We start from the raw sequence: 18647 nt of genomic DNA, 5'->3' as shown, positions 1-18647 counted from the left end.
GATGTATCTACTGCGCCTGGCCCTGGCGAGCCTGAACAATCGCCGCTTCACCGCCCTGCTGACCGTACTCGCCATCGCGCTGTCAGTGTGCCTGCTGCTCGCCGTCGAACGGGTACGCAGCGAAACCCGCGCCAGCTTCGCCAGCACCATCAGCGGCACCGATCTGGTGGTCGGCGCCCGCTCCGGCTCGGTGAATCTGCTGCTCTATTCGGTGTTTCGCATCGGTAACGCGACGAACAACATCCGCTGGGAAAGCTACCAGCACTTCGCCGAACACCCGCGTGTCGACTGGGCAATCCCGATTTCCCTCGGCGATTCCCATCGTGGTTATCGAGTGATGGGCACCAGCAGCGCTTATTTCGAGCATTACCGCTACGGCCGCAAGCAGCCGCTGCAGCTGGCCGAAGGCCGCGCCTTCGAAAGCGACCCGTTCGAGGTGGTACTGGGCGCCGAAGTGGCCAGCGCGCTGGGCTACCGGCTCGACGACAGTATCGTGCTGGCCCATGGCATCGCCCGGGTCAGCCTGGTGCAGCACGACGACAAGCCGTTCCGCGTGGTTGGCGTGCTGCAGCGCACCGGCACTCCTGTCGACCGCACCCTGCACATCAGCCTGGCCGGCATGGAAGCGCTGCACATCGACTGGCAGAACGGCGTGCCGGCGCGCGGCGCGGCGCGTATCGATGCGGATCAGGCGCGCGCGCTCGACCTGCAACCGCAGCAGATCACGGCGTTTCTGCTCGGCTTGAACAGCAAGATCGCCACCTTCACCCTGCAGCGGGAAATCAACCAGTACCGTGGCGAGCCGCTGCTGGCGATCCTGCCCGGCGTCGCGCTGCAGGAGCTGTGGAGCCTGATGGGCACAGCCGAGAAGGCGCTGTTCGTGGTGTCACTGTTCGTCGTGCTGACCGGGTTGATCGGCATGCTGACGGCGATCCTCACCAGCCTCAACGAACGTCGCCGGGAGATGGCGATCCTGCGCTCGGTGGGCGCCCGCCCCTGGCATATCGCCGCACTGTTGATCATCGAGGCCTTCGGTCTAGCGCTGGCGGGCACGCTGCTGGGGCTGGCCCTGTTGTATGCAGGGATCGCCATCGCCCAGGCGCCACTGCAGAGCCTGTACGGCCTGTATCTGCCGCTGGCCTGGCCGAGCGCCTATGAGTGGAGCCTGCTTGGCGCTATCCTGCTGGCCGCGCTGCTGATGGGCAGCGTGCCGGCCTGGCGGGCGTATCGCCAATCGCTTGTCGATGGCCTGTCGATCCGACTATGAGGAAGCCCATGCCACGCCTGCTGTTCGCCCTGCTCCTGGCCTGCGCGCTGCCCCTGCACGCGGCTGAAGTCCGTCTGCTGCAATGGTCGGAGCTGATTCCGGAAGGAGCCCCTCCGCCGCCACCGCCGCTGGCGATACATGACATGTCGCAGCTGGCCGATGCGCTCGCCGCCGAGGCCGGCCCGGCCGCGGCACAGCAGTCGCCGGCCGCGCCGGTGGTCGAGGCGCTCGATGGACAGATGGTGAAGTTGCCAGGCTATATCGTGCCGCTGGACATGACCGACGAAGGGCGCGTCATTGAGTTCCTGCTGGTGCCCTATTTCGGCGCCTGCATCCATGTGCCACCACCGCCGTCCAACCAGATCGTGCATGCCACCAGTGAACTGGGCGTGCGGGTAGAAGCGCTGTACGAGCCGTTCTGGATCGAAGGACCCATGCGCGTCGAGCATGCCAGCAGCGAGCTGGCGGAGGCCGGCTACCGCATGCAGGCGCAGAAGATCTATCCCTACGAGTTGCAGTGACCGCCATCCGGCAACGCGGTGGCGATTGCGCTTTTGCCGGCGGTCAGTGCGCGCTGGCGATCTGCTTCTCACGCTCGAAACTGAGTTCGCCTTCCGCCCACTCGCGCCACTCGCGCACGCGACGACGTTCGGCGCCGGCCCGCTCGGCATGCTTGAGCGCTTCGAGCCCGGCCTGCCAGCGGGCCTGTTCCAGTTCGAGCTGTGCGACATTCATCCAGAACTTGGCGCTGCCGGTCTGGGTCGCCAACTGCCGATAGATCTTGGCGGCTTCGGTACGCTCACGTGCCTGCCACCAGAGCATGCCCATGCGTTCCTGACGTTGCGCATTGCTCGGCAGCAAGCGCGAGGCAAGCATGCCTTCCAACAGCTTGGCGCCCTGCCAGGGCTGGCCGGCGGCGCTGGCCAGCGCGACCAGGTTGTCCAGCTCGGCCTCAGTGAAGCGCAGCCCCTTGGTGTGCGCCGCCCGTAGGGTAGCCAGCGCGCGATCCTCGGCACCGGCCAGCTGCTGAAGGCCGGCCAGCTGCCGCCAGGCCTTGACCTGATCGGGATGGCGCAGCAAGAGTTTCTGTTGCCAGCGTTCGGCGGCCTGATAGCGCTTGAGTTCGGCATTGCCGGCGACCAGGAACTGCAGCCAGGTGTCGCCGGCTTTCGGATTGGCCTGCACGTAACGCTCGGCCAGCGGCAGGGCCTTGGCATGCTGACCGAGCCCCTGATAGGCCTGCACCAGCATCTGCAGGATCTCCTCGTCGGCCTGATTGGCCGAGCCCAACAGGCTGACGACCTTGGCATAGCGGCCCTCGACCAGGTTCAGGCGTGCCAGGTTGAGGCGCTCGCCGGCCAGCAGTTGCTCGTCCAGCTTGCCGCTGGCCACGGCCTTGTCCAGCCACTCCAGCGCCTGCCGGTTGTTGCCTTCGGCCCAGGCCAGATAGCCTCGGCTGCGCCAGAGCAAAGCCTCTTCGTTGCTCCCCGGCTTGGCGCTCGCGCCGTCCAGCGCCTTGCGTGCAGCCGCATAGTCGCCCTTGCTCTGCGCAGTCTGCGCTCGCTCGAGCGCCATGAACACGGCCGGGTCGATGGTCTGGGCAGCCTGGACCGAAGCAGCGAGGGAAAGGGTCAGCACAAGCAGCAGACGAAGCATTTCAGCGTTCTCCTTGCAGGCGGAAGTGCAGGGTTTTGACGGCTTCTCGGGCTACCGGCGCGCCGTTCTCGGTGCGCGGGGCGAAACGCCAGCGGGCCGCGGCACGCCGGGCCTCGCGATCGAACACGTTGCGTGGTGACGCCTCCAGTACGCGGATGTTCTCCACCCGCCCCTGGGGATTGATGGTGAAGGCAAGCTTGATATGGCCCTCGATGCCCTGCTGTCGGGCGCGATAGGGGTATTCCGGGCGCACGTCGTTGAGCGGCATAACTTCCTGCTCGGGGCCACCCGGCTTGCCAGCCGCCTCGACCGCCGCGCTAGCCGGTGCCGGAGCGGCCGCAGGCGCGCTCTGCGCAGCGGTCAGGCCGGACAGGCTGGGCGCCGGCGCGGTCGCGACCGAAATGCCCGCATCGATGCTCGGCAGATCGAGGTCGAGCTTCGGCAGGTTGGCATCTGGCGTGGCCATGTTCGGTGTCGGTGGCGTCGGTGGTTGCGGCGTTTTCGGCTGCGGTGGTTGCGGCGCCTGCTGACGTGAACGTGTGGCAGTGTCCTCGTTGCGCCCATCCATGCGCACGAAATTGGCGATGGCCAGCGGGTCTTCCTGAATCTTGCTGCGCGGCGGGTTGACCATGCTCAGCATCAGGGCGAACAGCAGCAGCGCCACCACGCAGGCGGCGACGAAAGCCAGACTGAAACGGACCAGCCGCGGTTGCATCAGCGCGACCCCGTGCTGGCAGCCAGCGCCACGTCCTGCACGCCGGCCTGGCGCGCCTGGTCCATCACCTGTACCACGAGCCCGGTGCGGGCATCCTGGTCTGCCTGGACAACCACCGCGCCCTCGGGCTGATCCACCCGCAGCCGCTCGACATGAGCACGGACGCTGCGCACGTCCACCGCCTGCTTGTCGATCCAGACCTGGCCATCGGCGGTGACGGCGATAAGGATGTTGCCCTTGTCCTGGGTACTGGCCGTATCGGCCTGCGGGCGCTGGACCTCGACACCGGACTCCTTGATGAAGGAGCTGGTGACGATGAAGAAGATCAGCATGATGAAGACCACGTCGAGCATCGGCGTGAGATCGATGCCGGTGTCTTCTTCCTGCTGGTAATGGTGACGACGCATACGCATCCCGCTAATCCTCAATCGTGACGCAGCTGGTCGGCCAGCCGGTCGAGAGACTGGCGCGCGATTCGCTCGAGGCGCGCCAGACTGAACAATCCCGTGATGGCCAGCACCATGCCGGCCATGGTCGGCAGGGTCGCCTGCCAGACACCCGCAGCCATGCCGCGAGGGTTGCCGGTGCCGCTGAGCGCCAGCACATCGAAAACCGCGATCATGCCGCTCACCGTGCCGAGCAGGCCGAGCAGCGGATACATCGCAACCAGCGTCTTGCTCAACCGCAGCGGGCCGGACAATTGCTGCTGCGCCTGCGCCAGCCAGGCCAGGCGCACGGCGCGCTGCCAGCTGCCGGGTTCATCGGCCAGCTGTGCCCAGGCCTGCCGGCGCGACTCGACCCAATGCGGGAAGACCCGACGCATGAACCACAGGCGCTCGAACACCAGCGTCCAATACAGCACGCAGAGGCCTGCCAATGCCCACATCACCACCCCACCCGCGGTCATGAAGTCGAGCAGCGCGTGACCGCTGTCGACGACACTCAGCCAGTGAGCGCGCAGATCAGTCACGGCGTGGTGCTCCGGACAGATGCAGCGCGATCAGCCCCGCGCTCTGCTGCTCCAGCAGCTGGATCAGCGCCTTGCTGCGGCTGGCCAACAGGCTGTGCAGGAACAGCAGCGGGATCGCCACCACCAGGCCCAGCACCGTGGTCACCAGCGCCTGGGAAATGCCGTCGGCCATCAGCCGCGAATCGCCGCCACCACTCTGGGTGATGGCCTGGAAGGTGATGATCATGCCGGTCACGGTACCCAGCAGGCCGAGCAGCGGCGCCACGGCGGCGAGCAGCTTGAGCAGCGGTTGGCCGCGCTCCAGCGGCGGGGTTTCCTGCAGGATGGCTTCGTCCAGCTTGAGCTCCAGCGTCTCCAGGTCCGACAGCTGCGGCTTAGGCCCCAGTACGCCGATGATGCGGCCGAGCGGGTTGTCGTCGCGTGGATGATTGAGCTCGCGCATCTGGCTTCCAACCTTGCGGCCAATGCCGCCGAGATAGACCATGCGCCAGATCGCCAGCAGCAGGCCGATGGCGCCGAGCACCAGGATCACGCCACCGACCAGACCGCCCTGCTTGACGCGATCCCACAGGTCCGGCTGGCGCTGCAACTGCGCCAGCAGGGTGCCGCGGCTCGGATCGACCGGCAGCGTGGCCAGGGCATCGGAGCTATTCAGGTAATCCTCGATCAGGCCCTTGCCGGACGGCTGACGCGGCGGCACCAGCAGCTCCCCGGCATCGGCGTCATAGCGCAGGAAGGCGTCGCTGGTAAAGGTGGAGAAGCTGCCGACGCGCAGTACCGGCTGCTCGCTACGCGCACCATCGGTGCCCACCACCGGCAGCTGCACGCGCTCGACGCGGCCGCTGGCCGCCAGGTCTTCGAGCAAGGTCATCCAGAACGCATCGAGATCGTCGGCCGATGGCAGGGCGCGACTTTCGGCCAAGCTGCGTAGCTGCTCGAGGCGCTCGGGATATTGGGCATTGAGCAGGCTGTCCTGCCACTGACCGGCGATATCACCGGCGCTCTGCCGCACCACGCCGAACAGCTCACCGAGATGACCGACGCGCTGGGCCAGGAGCTTTTCCTGCTCGGCCAGCTCCGCTTCCTGGCGGTCGAATTCGGCCTTCAATCGCTCGGCCTCGGCCTTCTGCTCGGCCAGTGCGGCACGGGCACGGGAAAGCAGTTGCTGCTGCTCGCCACGGTCACGAACGAAGGCCTGCTCGCGAGCCTGCATGGCACTGACCTCAGCGGCGCGGTCGCTGCGGATGCGTTCGAGCAACTGGTCAGGGCTGAGCGGCTCCGCCGCATGCGAGGTGAGCGGCAGCAGCGCGACAAGGAACAGGGAAAACAGACGGCTCATTGCGCGGCCTCCTCGGCCAGGGTCTTCACGGGCAGTTGCAGATAGGCGGGCGCCTGCTGCTGGCGGGCAATGGCGATGGCCTGGGTCAGCGGCCGTCGTGCGCTGCCGTCGAGCACTTCCCAGCTGCGCGTCTGCGGGTTCCACCAGCCGCTCTCATGAGCATCGAGGGTTTGGTAATAGAGCATCACCCGGCCCAGGCGGAGAAACTCGACGCTACGCGAATCGCCATTGCCAGGCAGTTCGCCGCGCCAGGCTTCTAGCGTGCGGCCGTAGTCGCTTTCGATCTGATAGGCCTCGAGGATGCGCCGGTACTTTTCCGCCAGGCTGACATCGGCGCGCGGCAGCAGATCCTGCAGACCGGCCAGACGATCGGCGCGCTCCTCCGGCAGGAACGGCAGGTCGGCGGCAATGAACTCGCCGAGCACCTCGACCATGCGACTCATCTGCGGCGTCACCGCTTCCTGGGTGCGCTCGATGCTGTCCAGCTGGCGCTGAAAGCCCTCGAGCTCCTCGCGCTGTGCGGCCACCAAGTCGCGTAACTGACTGTTATAACCTTTCAATGCCTCAGCCTGCTGCAAAGCGCTGCGGTACTCGTTGAGCGCCTCGCGCGTGGCATCGTCAAGCTGGTTGATCCGCGCTTGCGAAGCCTTGGCTTCGGCAGACAGGCGCTCGCTCTCTTCGAGCGCAGCGTCGAGCGGAGCCGCGGAGAGCGACCCCGCATACAGGTGCAAGCAGCACGGCAGCACGGCAACCGCCAACAGGCGGGGGATGAAGGGAGGCATGAGGAGGTCCTTGCAGACGGTCGTTAACTCAAAAGAGAAACATTATCATCCAGCAATTGACGCAAAGCAACCCGGGCATTACGTCGCAGCTGGCGACGCGGCTTTCATTGAGCTGGATCAAAAAGCCCCGGCGCCCGCTCCCTAACATGGCGGCCAATCGCATTCCAACAAACGGAGCATCATCATGCGCAAGACCCTGTTCACTGCTTCCGCGCTGGCCCTGGCGCTGACCGCACCCCTCGCCCAGGCTTTCGAGGCCGGGGACATCATCGTTCGCGCTGGTGCTATCACTGTTGATCCGCGTGAAGATAGTGGCAACGTAAAAGTCGGCGGGGCGGGCGTGGATGGCACCGGCGCCACTTTGAACAGCGACACACAACTGGGCCTGAACTTTGCCTACATGGTGACCGACAAGGTGGGTATCGAGTTGCTTGCAGCAACCCCATTCACCCACGACGTAGGCACCAAGGGCCTGGGCGGCTTGAAGCTTGGCGAACTCAAGCACCTCCCGCCAACCCTCAGCGTAATCTACTATCCGCTGGAAAAAGCATCCGCCTTCCAACCCTATGTTGGTGCTGGCATTAACTACACTTGGTTCTTCGATGACAAATTGACCGGTGAAGCTGAGAACTCGGGTTTGCAGCTCCGCGGGCTGGACATGAAAGATTCGTGGGGTTTGGCCGCTCAGGTGGGCATGGATTACATGCTGACTGACAACCTAATGCTCAACGCTCAAGTCCGCTATATCGACATCGACACGACCGGCACAACCTACTCCGAAGCGGCAGATGCAAAAATCAAAGTCGACGTAGACGTCGATCCCTTCGTCTACATGGTCGGCCTCGGCTACAAGTTCTGACGCATCGGTCCAACCGAATCGCAGACAGACAAAAGGCGCCAATGGCGCCTTTTGTCTTTTCCGGTTTCGCTTACTTGCCCAACAAACGGGCCAGCCCTTGGCGCATGCTGGTGGGTGGCTCTGGCAAGCGGTAGCGCTGCACCAGCCGCGCATTGTTCGCCCGCGAATGACGAATGTCTCCCGAGCGCGCCGCCTGATAGCTCACCTCGGGCAGACCGCCCAGCACATCGCCAATGGCGTCGAGCAGCTGGTTCAACGACGTCGCCTTGTTGAGCCCCACGTTCACCGCCCCTTCCGGCGCATCCGGAGCTTCAAGTGCCTGCACCAGCACCTCGACCAGATCCCCTACATAGATGAAGTCCCGCGTCTGCTCCCCATCGCCGAACACCGCAATCGGCTGCCCCTTCTGCGCCCGCTCGGTAAAGATGCTGATCACCCCTGAATAGGGCGACGACGGATCCTGCCGAGGGCCGTAAACATTGAAGAAGCGGAACACCACCGGCTCCAGACCATGCTGGCGCCGATAGAAATCCAGGTAATGCTCGCTGGCCAGTTTGTCTGCAGCGTAAGGGGTCAGCGGCGCCTTCGCGGTATTTTCATCGATGGCCTGGCCTTCGCCATTGTTGCCATAGACCGCTGCGCTCGAGGCGAACAGCAGGCGCTTCACACCCGCTTCTCGCATCGCCTCGCAAAGATTCAAGGTGCCTATCAGGTTGCTCTGGTGGGTGCCGACCGGATCATCCACCGACGCCTGCACCGACGCGACAGCGGCCAGATGCACCACGGCCCGGCAGCCCTGTACCGCGCGACGAACACAGTCGACGTCGGCCACGTCGCCGACGATGAGTTCGAGCCGCTCATGCTGTTGCAGGTTCTCGCGTTTGCCGGTGGAAAGGTTATCCAGCACGCGGACGGCATAGCCGCGCGCCAGCAGGGCATCGACCAGATTGGAGCCGATGAAGCCGGCGCCGCCAGTGATCAGAATCGGGGCATCAGCCATGGCGGTAATAACGCTCCAGCAGGCTCGGCAGGCCGGTGCGCCAGGCACGCGGCTTGATGCCGAAAGTGGTGAATATCTTCTTGCAGGCCAACACACCGTGCTGCGGCTCAGCCGCGGCATCCGAACAGTCGGCGTGAGCGACCGGCGTCAGCTTGGCAGTCGTCACATCGCGATACCTGGCGGCCTCGCCCAGCAGCGCCTGCGCGACCAGCAGCGGCGTCGAGGCTTCGTGACCGCCGTAATGGTAGGTACCCCACAACGGCGCCTGGCAATCGAGCTGCTTGAGTACAGCGAGGATCACCCGCGCCGCGTCGTCCACCGGCGTCGGATTGCCACGGCGATCGTCCGCGAGCAGTATCGCTTCGCTCTGCTCCAGCCGTTGCAACACTCGCCCCAACACACCGTCACGACTGTCGTCGAGCAGCCAGCCGAAACGCAGCAGCACATGACGCGGGCACAACGCCCGCACGCTCTGCTCGATGCGCCAGAGCGCCTGGCCCCGGGCATCCAGCGGCGCGACTTCATCCTTCTCGCTGTAGGCAGTGGTGCGCGCACCATCGAATACGCGGTAACTCGACGGCTGCAGGAGAACGAAATCGTGGTGCTGGCACAGCTCGGCAAGCCGCTCCACAGCCCGCTCCTGGGCCGCGAGCGCCGGCTCGTTGGGCTGTCCGCTCTGGAACCAGTCGTAGTAGTAGGCGAGGTTGATGACGACATCCGGACGGTTGTCGTCGAGCAACTGGGTAAGACTGGCGGCATCCCAGCCCTGGGCGGGCGGGCGCGGCGCAAGAAAGCCGATGTCTTCCTCGGCGCCGAGGCGGATGAGCGCCTGACCCAGGGCATTGCCGCCGCCCAACAGCATCAGGCGCATTCGCATTCAGGAAGGACTCAGAAGGGGATGTCGTCGTCGAAGCTGTCATAGTCCGGCGCGGGCTGCTGCCGGGCAGCAGGCTGCTGCGGCTGGGCCTGCTGACGCGGGGCCTGCTGCGGCTCGCGCTGCGGGCGCGGCTGGCGTGGCGCATCGTCGGAATTGCCACCACGGCCGCCGAGCAACTGCATGGTGCCGTTCATGTCGACGACGATCTCGGTGGTATAGCGCTTGACGCCATCCTTCTCCCACTCGCGCGTCTGCAGGCGACCTTCGATGTAGCACTGCGAGCCCTTGCGCAGGTACTCGCCGGCAATCTCGGCGACCTTGCCGAACAGCACCACACGGTGCCACTCGGTACGCTCTTGCAGCTGACCGGTCTGCTTGTCTTTCCAGCTGTCGGTGGTTGCCAGCGTGATGTTGGTCACCGCATTGCCATTGGGCATGTAGCGGGTTTCCGGGTCGCCGCCGACATTGCCGATCAAGATGACTTTGTTCACCCCTCTGGCCATGGGTAACTCCTCTTGGAACATATGATTTAAATGGGCACCAGAGGCGATCCTGCCTCCAAAAACCCGATGACCGCGAATCTTACCTCAGCCACCCCTGACAACCAACCGACGCGCCCTCAAGTTGCGCCCCGGCATGCACTGCGGCGTCCTCTGCGCCAGCGTTCAGGCGACCAGGCGGTCGAGTGCGTCTCTATCCAGATACAGCGTATCGACCTTCACATAGGCCGCCGCCTCGTCAAGCACGATCAGCACATCGCTCACGCCAGGCACGTGCAGCAGGTCGGCCTCGAGCCGGGTGTTGCTCAGCGCGCCGGCCGAAAGCGGCAGGCGCAGGCTGGTGACATAGGGAGGCTCGCGCATGCTGAAGGCGATCACGAACCACAGCGCGCAGAGTGCCGCGCAGCCAGCAAATACCAGGGCCAGCCCGCCCTGCTGATAGAGCATCCCGCCTAGAACGCCGCCCACCCCGGCACCGAGAAACTGACTGGTGGAATAGACCCCCATGGCGGTGCCCTTGCCACCGGCAGGCGCTACCTTGCTGATTAGCGAAGGCAACGAGGCCTCCAGCAGATTGAAGGCCACGAAGAAGGCGACCATGCCTATCACCAGCATCCACAGGCCGTTGCCGAACCACCAGAAGAACAGCTCGCACAGCAGCAGCGCAGAGACGGCACCGAGCAACACGCGGCGCATCTGGCGCTTCTTCTCGCCATAGATGATGAAAGGGACCATGCCGAAGAAGCCGATCAACAACGCGGTGAGGTAGACCCACCAGTGCTCGTCCTTGGGCAGTGCCCCCTGCTCCACCAGCGCCAGCGGCAGCGCGACGAAACTCGCCATGAGGATCGCGTGTAATGCCAGGATGCTGAAGTCCAGGCGCAACAGATCCGGATGACGCAGCGTCACACCCAGCGCCTGCTTGGCAACGCCGGATTCGCGATGGCGGACATGCACCTGGGCCTTGGGCAGCAAGGTCACGATTACGCCACCGAGCACCGCCATCGCCGCCGTCACCCAGAACAACCCAGAAAGGCCGAAGGCGCGCGTCAGCAAGGGCCCGATGATCATCGCCACTGCAAAGGACAGGCCGATGCTCACCCCGATCAGCGCCATCGCCTTGGTTCGATGCTGCTCGCGGGTCAGGTCGGAGAGCAAGGCCATCACCGCGGCGGAGATCGCACCGGCGCCCTGCAGCACCCGTCCTGCGATTACACCCCAGATGCTGTCGGACATCGCCGCCAGCACCGCGCCGGCGGCGAAGATCGCCAGACCGAAATAGATGATCGGCAAGCGCCCGATGCGGTCGGACAGAATACCGAAGGGAATTTGCAGCAGCGCCTGGGTCAAACCATAGGCACCGATGGCCAATCCGATCAGGGTCGGCGTTGCGCCGTCCAGATCCATACCGTAGGTCGCCAGCACGGGCAAAACCATGAACATGCCGAGCATGCGGAAAGCGAACACCAGTGCCAGCCCGGAGGCTGCGCGAGTTTCGCTGGCGCTCATGCGCTCGCTGTAGGGGTCCTGCATGGAGGGTCTCGCTTGTATGAACCGGCGGCGATTCTAGCAGCCCTACCCTGTTCGGCACAGGCGCACGGTTTTGCCGCGGCTGTTACCCCGGCCGTATACTTTCGGGTTTTCGCCCGCCACGCGAGGCTGTTTTGGACAAGATTCTGATTCGTGGGGCCCGCACCCACAACTTGAAGAACATCGATCTCACCCTGCCACGCGACAAGCTGATCGTCATAACCGGCCTCTCCGGCTCCGGCAAGTCTTCGCTGGCGTTCGATACGCTTTATGCCGAAGGCCAGCGCCGCTACGTCGAATCGCTCTCGGCCTACGCCCGGCAGTTCCTCTCGATGATGGAAAAGCCTGATGTCGATACCATCGAAGGGCTCTCCCCAGCCATTTCCATCGAGCAGAAATCCACCTCGCACAACCCGCGCTCCACCGTCGGTACCATCACCGAGATCTACGACTACCTGCGCCTACTCTACGCACGGGTCGGCACGCCGCGTTGCCCGGACCATGATGCACCGCTGGAAGCGCAGACCGTCAGCCAGATGGTCGACCAGGTGCTGGCACTGCCCGAGGGCCGCAAGCTGATGCTGCTGGCTCCGGTCATCCGCGAGCGCAAAGGCGAGCACCTGGCGGTGTTCGATGAGCTGCGTGCCCAGGGCTTCGTCCGCGCCCGCGTCAACGGCCGCCTCTATGAGCTGGACGAACTGCCCAAGCTGGACAAGCAGAAGAAGCACTCCATCGATGTGGTGGTGGATCGTTTCAAGGTCCGTGGCGACCTGCAGCAGCGTCTGGCCGAATCCTTCGAGACGGCGCTCAAGCTAGCCGACGGCATCGCCTTGGTCGCGCCCATGGAAGAAGATGACGAAGGCGAGGAGATGATCTTCTCGGCGCGCTTCGCCTGCCCGATCTGCGGCCACTCCATCAGCGAACTGGAACCCAAGCTGTTCTCTTTCAACAATCCGGCAGGGGCCTGCCCGACCTGCGATGGCCTCGGCGTGAAGCAGTTCTTCGACGCCAAGCGCCTGGTCAACGGCGAGCTGACCCTGGCCGAGGGGGCGATCCGCGGCTGGGACCGGCGCAACGTCTATTACTTCCAGATGCTCGGCTCGCTGGCCTCGCATTACGGCTTCAGCCTGGACGAACCCTTCGACTCGCTGGCAGCTGACCACCAGAAGTACATTTTGCGTGGCAGTGGCCGTGAGAACGTCGAGTTCCGCTATCTCAACGACCGCGGCGACATCGTCAAACGTTCGCACCCGTTCGAAGGCATCATCCCCAACCTCGAGCGTCGCTACCGCGAGACCGAATCCAATTCCGTACGCGAGGAGCTGGCCAAATACCTCAGCACCCAGCCCTGCCCGGAATGCCGCGGCACGCGCTTGCGCCGCGAAGCCCGCCACGTATGGGTCGGCGACAAGACCCTGCCGGCAGTTACGGCCCTGCCCATCGGTGATGCCACCGATTATTTCGGCGGACTCTCGCTCAGCGGTCGTCGCGGCGAAATCGCCGACAAGATCCTCAAGGAGATCCGCGAGCGTCTGCAGTTCCTGGTCAACGTTGGCCTCGACTACCTGACCCTGGACCGCAGCGCGGACACGCTGTCCGGCGGCGAGGCCCAGCGCATCCGTCTGGCGAGCCAGATCGGCGCCGGCCTAGTCGGCGTGATGTACATCCTCGATGAGCCGTCGATCGGCCTGCACCAGCGCGACAATGAACGCCTGCTCGGTACCCTGCGCCACCTACGCGACATCGGCAATACGGTGATCGTGGTCGAGCACGACGAGGACGCCATCCGCCTTGCCGACTACGTAGTCGACATCGGGCCGGGTGCCGGCGTGCACGGCGGCCGCATCGTCGCCGAAGGTACGCCGGACGAGGTGATGGCGCACCCGAACTCGCTGACTGGCAAGTACCTGTCCGGCCGGGTGAAGATCAACTACCCGCCGGAGCGCACCCGTCGCGATTCGAAAAAGCTGCTCAAGCTAAAGGGCGCCCGTGGCAACAACCTGCGCAACGTCGACCTGGAGATTCCGGTTGGCCTGCTTACCTGCATCACCGGCGTGTCCGGCTCGGGCAAATCGACGCTGATCAACAACACACTGTTCCCGATCACCGCCACGGCACTCAATGGTGCGACCACGCTGGAGGTCGCACCCTACGATAGCTTCGATGGCCTGCAGCACCTGGACAAGGTCGTCGACATCGACCAGAGCCCCATCGGCCGCACACCGCGCTCCAACCCGGCGACCTACACCGGGCTGTTCACGCCGATTCGCGAGCTGTTCGCTGGCGTGCCGGAAGCCCGTTCGCGCGGTTACGGGCCAGGGCGTTTCTCCTTCAACGTCAAGGGTGGCCGCTGCGAAGCCTGCCAGGGCGACGGCGTGATCAAGGTGGAGATGCACTTCCTGCCGGATATCTACGTTCCCTGCGATGTGTGCAAGGGCAAGCGCTACAACCGTGAGACGCTGGAGGTGAAGTACAAGGGCAAGAGCATCACCGAGGTGCTGGACATGACCATCGAGGAAGCCCGCGAGTTCTTCGATCCGGTGCCGGCAGTGGCGCGCAAGCTGCAGACGCTGATGGACGTCGGACTGTCGTACATCAAGCTGGGACAGAGCGCGACCACGCTATCCGGCGGCGAGGCGCAGCGGGTCAAGCTGTCCCGCGAGCTGTCCAAGCGCGACACCGGCAAGACCCTGTACATCCTCGACGAACCCACCACCGGCCTGCATTTCGCCGACATCCAGCAACTGCTCGACGTGCTGCATCGCCTACGCGACCACGGCAACACCGTGGTGGTCATCGAGCACAACCTGGACGTGATCAAGACCGCCGACTGGCTGGTGGATCTCGGTCCTGAAGGCGGCTCCAAGGGCGGTCAGATCATCGCCAGCGGCACACCGGAAGAGGTCGCGGAAATGCCGCAGTCGCACACCGGGCATTTCCTCAAGTCGCTGCTGGAGCGCGACCGCCACTGACGAGCAGCCAAAAAAAAGCCGGCCTCTTACGAGGCCGGCTTCTAAACGCTCCACGCTCGATATGGCTTAGGCGACTTCGTTCGGATCGATGCCCAGCCCCCGGGCGACACCCGCTCCGTATGCCGGGTCGGCCTTGAAAAAGTGGCCCAGCTGACGCAACTGTACGTCACGCGAAACGCCCATCATCGCACCGACGATATTGCCGATCAGCAGGTTCTGCTGCTCGGCTGTCATCAGACGGAACAGAGCACCCGCCTGGCTGAAATAGTCCTCATCGGCCCTGTGGTCATACCGGTCAGCTGCGCCGGAGAGCGCAAGCGCCGGTTCGGCGTATTGCGCCGCCTGCTTGGGGGCATCGCTATAGCTGTTCGGCTCGTAGTTGGGCGCCGAACCACCGTTGCCATCAAAACGCATCGCGCCATCACGCTGATAGTTGTGCACTGGGCAACGCGGTGCATTAACCGGAAGCTGCTGATGGTTGGTGCCGACGCGGTAACGATGGGCATCGGCGTAAGCGAATACCCGCCCCTGTAGCATGCGATCCGGCGACAGGCCGACACCCGGGACGACGTTGCTCGGGGCAAAGGCAGCCTGTTCGACCTCGGCGAAATAGTTCTGCGGATTGCGATTCAGCTCGACTACACCCACTTCAATCAGCGGAAAGTCCTTCTGCGACCAGACCTTGGTGACGTCGAACGGATTCTCGGCACGGTTGGCAGCCTCCGCCTCGCTCATCACCTGGATGCAGAGCTTCCACCTGGGGTACTCGCCCCGCTCGATCGCGTGGAAAAGATCGCGCTGCGCATAATCGGGATCGCTGCCGGCAAGGCGTGCCGCCTCGCTCGGATGCAGGTTTTTGATCCCTTGCATGCTCTTGAAATGGAACTTCACCCAGTGCCGCTCGCCTTCACCGTTGACCAGGCTGAAGGTGTGGCTGCCGAAGCCGTGCATGAACCGATAACCATTCGGGATGCCGCGATCGGAAAACAGGATGGTGACCTGATGCAACGCCTCGGGTGAGTGCGACCAGAAGTCCCACATCATCTGCGGGCTCTTCAGATTGGTCCATGGGTCACGCTTTTGCGTATGGATGAAATCCGGAAATTTCAGCGGATCGCGGATGAAGAAGACCGGCGTGTTGTTGCCCACCACGTCCCAATTGCCTTCCTCGGTATAGAACTTCACCGCGAAGCCGCGAGGATCACGCTCGGTATCCGCCGAACCGCGCTCACCCCCTACCGTGGAAAAGCGCAGGAACAGGGACGTTTGCTTGCCAACGGACTCGAACAGCTTGGCGCGGGTGAGGTGAGCTATGTCTGCGGTCACGGTAAACGTGCCATAGGCGCCGGAGCCCTTGGCGTGCACACGACGCTCCGGAATGACTTCGCGGTTGAAATGGGCGAGCTTTTCGACCAGGTGGAAGTCATCCAGCAACAAAGGGCCACGAGGCCCGGCTGAACGAGAATTCTGATTGTCGGCAACGGGGGCGCCACCAGCGGTGGTGAGGGTCTTGCCTTGGCTCATTCTGTATCTCCTTGTACATACCGGTGAAGTCGGCTTGAGGAGAATTCTAACGAGACGCCACTAAAGAACTAATTTATTAAACGAACCAACCTGATAGAGCAGAAAAATCGTTCAGACAATAAAAAACCGGGCCTAGGCCCGGTTCTTCATACAGCGGCCGATTACTCGGCTGCGGCTTCGACCTCACCAGCGACCGGACGGTCAACCAGCTCGACGTAAGCCATAGGTGCGTTGTCCCCTGCGCGGAAACCGCACTTGAGGATGCGCAGATAGCCGCCCTGACGGGTGGCGTAGCGCTTGCCCAGATCGTTGAACAGCTTGCCTACAGCAGCTTTCGAACGGGTACGGTCGAAAGCCAGGCGGCGGTTGGCAACGCTGTCTTCCTTGGCCAGGGTGATCAGCGGCTCGGCAACGCGACGCAGTTCCTTAGCCTTGGGCAGGGTGGTCTTGATCAGTTCGTGCTCGAACAGCGACACCGCCATGTTCTGGAACATGGCCTTGCGGTGGGCGCTGGTGCGGCTCAGATGACGGCCACTTTTACGATGACGCATGATTGAAATTCCTTACCAAACGTTCAGTTCGGTTACTGGGGGCGATCAGGCAGTGGCCTTATCGTCCTTCTTGAGACTTGCCGGCGGCCAGTTATCCAGGCGCATACCGAGGGACAAACCACGCGAAGCCAGAACGTCCTTGATCTCGGTCAGGGACTTCTTGCCCAGGTTCGGCGTTTTCAACAGCTCTACTTCGGTGCGCTGGATCAGATCACCAATGTAGTAGATGTTCTCTGCCTTGAGGCAGTTGGCCGAACGTACGGTCAGCTCCAGGTCATCAACCGGACGCAACAGGATCGGATCGATCTCGTCTTCCTGCTCGACAACCACTGGTTCGCTGTCGCCCTTCAGGTCGACGAACGCAGCCAGCTGCTGCTGCAGGATGGTCGCTGCACGACGAATCGCCTCTTCGGGATCCAGAGTGCCGTTGGTTTCCAGGTCAATGACCAGCTTGTCCAGGTTGGTGCGCTGCTCGACACGAGCATTCTCGACCACATAAGCCACGCGACGAACCGGGCTGAAGGTGGCGTCGAGCTGAAGACGACCGATGCTACGGCTTTCGTCCTCGTCGCTCTGACGCGCATCAGCAGGCTCGTAACCACGGCCGCGAGCGACCTTGAGCTTCATGTTGAGCGAGCCGTTGGCCGCCAGATTGGCGATCAGGTGATCGCCGTTGACGATTTCAACATCGTGATCCAGCTGGATATCGGCAGCGGTAACAGCGCCCGCGCCCTTCTTCACCAGGCTCAAGGTCACTTCATCACGGCCGTGCAGCTTGATGGCGATACCTTTGAGGTTGAGCAGGATTTCGATTACATCTTCCTGCACGCCCTCGATGGCGCTGTACTCGTGGAGCACACCGTCGATCTCAGCCTCGACCACAGCGCAGCCGGGCATGGAGGACAACAGAATACGACGCAGCGCGTTGCCCAGGGTGTGGCCAAAACCACGCTCGAGGGGCTCGAGAGTGATCTTGGCACGGGTCGGACTGACCACCTGCACATCGATATGGCGGGGGGTCAGGAACTCATTTACCGAACTCTGCATGGATACACCTATTTTCTAGCCCTTACTTGGAGTAGAGCTCGACAATCAGGTTTTCGTTGATGTCGGCGGACAGATCGCTGCGAGCCGGAACATTCTTGAAAACACCGGATTTCTTGTCGGCGTCTACTTCGACCCATTCAACGCGGCCGCGCTGTGCGCACAGTTCGAGGGCCTGGGCGATACGCAGCTGGTTACGGCACTTCTCGCGAACAGCAACCACGTCACCGGCTTTAACCTGGTAGGACGGGATGTTCACGGTCTGACCGTTGACTGTGATCGACTTGTGCGACACCAGCTGACGCGATTCGGCACGAGTGGAGCCGAAGCCCATACGGTACACGACGTTGTCCAGGCGGCATTCGAGCAGCTGCAGCAGGTTTTCGCCGGTAGCGCCCTTACGGCTGGCGGCTTCCTTGTAGTAACCGCTGAACTGACGCTCCAGAACACCGTAGATGCGGCGGACTTTCTGCTTCTCGCGCAGCTGAGTGCCGTAGTCGGACAGACGGCCACGACGCTGACCATGCACACCCGGCGGGGTTTCAATGTTGCACTTGGATTCGAGCGCGCGCGCACCACTCTTCAGGAAGAGATCAGTGCCTTCACGACGAGACAGTTTGCACTTGGGACCAATATAACGAGCCATTCTTTACTGTCTCCTGATTACACGCGGCGCTTCTTCGGCGGACGGCACCCGTTATGCGGGATCGGCGTCACGTCGGTGATGCTGGCGATTTTATAGCCGCAGGCGTTCAGAGCACGCACAGCGGATTCGCGACCCGGACCTGGGCCCTTGACGTTGACGTCGAGGTTCTTCAGACCGTACTCCAGAGCAGCCTGGCCAGCGCGCTCGGCGGCGATCTGAGCAGCGAACGGAGTGGACTTACGCGAGCCGCGGAAGCCCGAACCACCGGAGGTAGCCCAGGACAGCGCATTGCCCTGACGATCAGTGATGGTCACGATGGTGTTATTGAAAGACGCGTGGATGTGGGCGATGCCATCAACCACTGTCTTTTTGACTTTTTTACGAGGACGAGCAGCAGGTTTTGCCATGACTAGAT

The 18647-nt window shown here is 63.5% G+C and carries 19 protein-coding genes; 4 read left to right on the top strand and 15 right to left on the bottom strand.

Annotated elements, in window-relative coordinates:
- The first annotated feature begins 1 nt into the window (after position 1).
- A complete protein-coding gene (locus OUY36_RS03920) occupies positions 2 to 1267 on the top strand; it encodes an ABC transporter permease (RefSeq protein ID WP_267936820.1) in 1266 nt (421 codons plus the stop codon).
- 8 nt (positions 1268 to 1275) lie between these two features.
- A complete protein-coding gene (locus tag OUY36_RS03915) occupies positions 1276 to 1788 on the top strand; it encodes a DUF3299 domain-containing protein (RefSeq protein ID WP_013981728.1) in 513 nt (170 codons plus the stop codon).
- Positions 1789 to 1831: 43 nt separating this feature from the next.
- Here the strand turns inward: OUY36_RS03915 and OUY36_RS03910 are convergent, their stop codons facing one another.
- Genes OUY36_RS03910 through OUY36_RS03885 form a run of 6 tightly spaced genes read right to left on the bottom strand, consistent with a single transcriptional unit; the run spans position 1832 to position 6729 of the window.
- Positions 1832 to 2923 (bottom strand): tetratricopeptide repeat protein, encoded by a 1092-nt coding sequence (locus OUY36_RS03910; RefSeq protein WP_267936817.1) that lies wholly within the window; start codon positions 2921 to 2923, stop codon positions 1832 to 1834.
- Between the two features lies 1 nt (position 2924).
- Positions 2925 to 3638, bottom strand: a complete 714-nt coding sequence (locus tag OUY36_RS03905) for an energy transducer TonB (RefSeq protein ID WP_267936815.1) — start codon at positions 3636 to 3638, stop codon at positions 2925 to 2927.
- Positions 3638 to 4051: an ExbD/TolR family protein gene (locus OUY36_RS03900; RefSeq protein ID WP_102840429.1), complete on the bottom strand. Its 414-nt coding sequence runs from the start codon at positions 4049 to 4051 to the stop codon at positions 3638 to 3640. The genes OUY36_RS03905 and OUY36_RS03900 overlap by 1 nt, the downstream gene beginning before the upstream one ends.
- Positions 4052 to 4062: 11 nt before the next feature.
- A complete protein-coding gene (locus tag OUY36_RS03895; protein WP_011912010.1) occupies positions 4063 to 4608 on the bottom strand; it encodes a MotA/TolQ/ExbB proton channel family protein in 546 nt (181 codons plus the stop codon).
- The gene (locus OUY36_RS03890) at positions 4601 to 5947 is read right to left on the bottom strand and encodes a MotA/TolQ/ExbB proton channel family protein (protein WP_267936812.1); all 1347 of its coding nucleotides are present in this window, start codon (positions 5945 to 5947) and stop codon (positions 4601 to 4603) included. The genes OUY36_RS03895 and OUY36_RS03890 overlap by 8 nt, the downstream gene beginning before the upstream one ends.
- Complete coding sequence (locus OUY36_RS03885; RefSeq protein ID WP_156244172.1) at positions 5944 to 6729, bottom strand: DUF3450 domain-containing protein; 786 nt, start codon at positions 6727 to 6729, stop codon at positions 5944 to 5946. Before OUY36_RS03885 ends, OUY36_RS03890 begins: the two co-directional genes overlap by 4 nt.
- Positions 6730 to 6913: 184 nt before the next feature.
- Between OUY36_RS03885 and OUY36_RS03880 the strand changes: the two genes are divergently transcribed.
- Entirely contained in the window at positions 6914 to 7588 is a 675-nt protein-coding gene (locus tag OUY36_RS03880) for an OmpW family outer membrane protein (protein WP_267936809.1), read from the top strand.
- A gap of 70 nt (positions 7589 to 7658) precedes the next feature.
- Here OUY36_RS03880 and OUY36_RS03875 read toward each other — a convergent pair whose 3' ends face one another.
- From OUY36_RS03875 to OUY36_RS03860, 4 genes are all read right to left on the bottom strand, one after another.
- A complete protein-coding gene (locus OUY36_RS03875; RefSeq protein WP_267936807.1) occupies positions 7659 to 8588 on the bottom strand; it encodes an NAD-dependent epimerase/dehydratase family protein in 930 nt (309 codons plus the stop codon).
- A complete protein-coding gene (locus OUY36_RS03870; protein WP_102840424.1) occupies positions 8581 to 9465 on the bottom strand; it encodes a sugar nucleotide-binding protein in 885 nt (294 codons plus the stop codon). The genes OUY36_RS03875 and OUY36_RS03870 overlap by 8 nt, the downstream gene beginning before the upstream one ends.
- Positions 9466 to 9476: 11 nt before the next feature.
- The gene (locus OUY36_RS03865; protein WP_063544073.1) at positions 9477 to 9968 is read right to left on the bottom strand and encodes a single-stranded DNA-binding protein; all 492 of its coding nucleotides are present in this window, start codon (positions 9966 to 9968) and stop codon (positions 9477 to 9479) included.
- 162 nt (positions 9969 to 10130) lie between these two features.
- Positions 10131 to 11498, bottom strand: a complete 1368-nt coding sequence (locus OUY36_RS03860) for an MFS transporter (protein WP_267936804.1) — start codon at positions 11496 to 11498, stop codon at positions 10131 to 10133.
- Between the two features lie 131 nt (positions 11499 to 11629).
- Here OUY36_RS03860 and uvrA point away from each other — a divergent pair, with 131 nt between their 5' ends.
- A complete protein-coding gene (uvrA, locus tag OUY36_RS03855; protein ID WP_267936802.1) occupies positions 11630 to 14467 on the top strand; it encodes an excinuclease ABC subunit UvrA in 2838 nt (945 codons plus the stop codon).
- 66 nt (positions 14468 to 14533) lie between these two features.
- Here the strand turns inward: uvrA and OUY36_RS03850 are convergent, their stop codons facing one another.
- The 5 genes from OUY36_RS03850 to rpsK all read right to left on the bottom strand — a co-directional run bounded on the left by OUY36_RS03850 (position 14534) and on the right by rpsK (position 18639).
- Positions 14534 to 15991 carry a catalase gene (locus OUY36_RS03850; protein ID WP_267936799.1) on the bottom strand — a complete coding sequence of 486 codons (1458 nt, stop codon included), beginning with the start codon at positions 15989 to 15991 and terminating at the stop codon, positions 14534 to 14536.
- Positions 15992 to 16152: 161 nt separating this feature from the next.
- Entirely contained in the window at positions 16153 to 16542 is a 390-nt protein-coding gene (rplQ, locus tag OUY36_RS03845; RefSeq protein WP_011912000.1) for a 50S ribosomal protein L17, read from the bottom strand.
- 45 nt (positions 16543 to 16587) lie between these two features.
- Positions 16588 to 17589 (bottom strand): DNA-directed RNA polymerase subunit alpha, encoded by a 1002-nt coding sequence (locus OUY36_RS03840; RefSeq protein WP_003293045.1) that lies wholly within the window; start codon positions 17587 to 17589, stop codon positions 16588 to 16590.
- A 22-nt stretch (positions 17590 to 17611) separates the two neighbouring features.
- Positions 17612 to 18232 (bottom strand): 30S ribosomal protein S4, encoded by a 621-nt coding sequence (gene rpsD, locus OUY36_RS03835; RefSeq protein ID WP_011911999.1) that lies wholly within the window; start codon positions 18230 to 18232, stop codon positions 17612 to 17614.
- Positions 18233 to 18249: 17 nt separating this feature from the next.
- The gene (gene rpsK, locus OUY36_RS03830; protein ID WP_003281811.1) at positions 18250 to 18639 is read right to left on the bottom strand and encodes a 30S ribosomal protein S11; all 390 of its coding nucleotides are present in this window, start codon (positions 18637 to 18639) and stop codon (positions 18250 to 18252) included.
- Positions 18640 to 18647 lie beyond the last annotated feature (8 nt).

Origin of the sequence: Stutzerimonas sp. R40042, assembly GCF_026642215.1 — a bacterium.
GTDB lineage: Bacteria > Pseudomonadota > Gammaproteobacteria > Pseudomonadales > Pseudomonadaceae > Stutzerimonas > Stutzerimonas frequens.
Note: the sequence above shows the minus strand (reverse complement) of the source record. Positions and strands in the feature narration are given on the sequence as shown.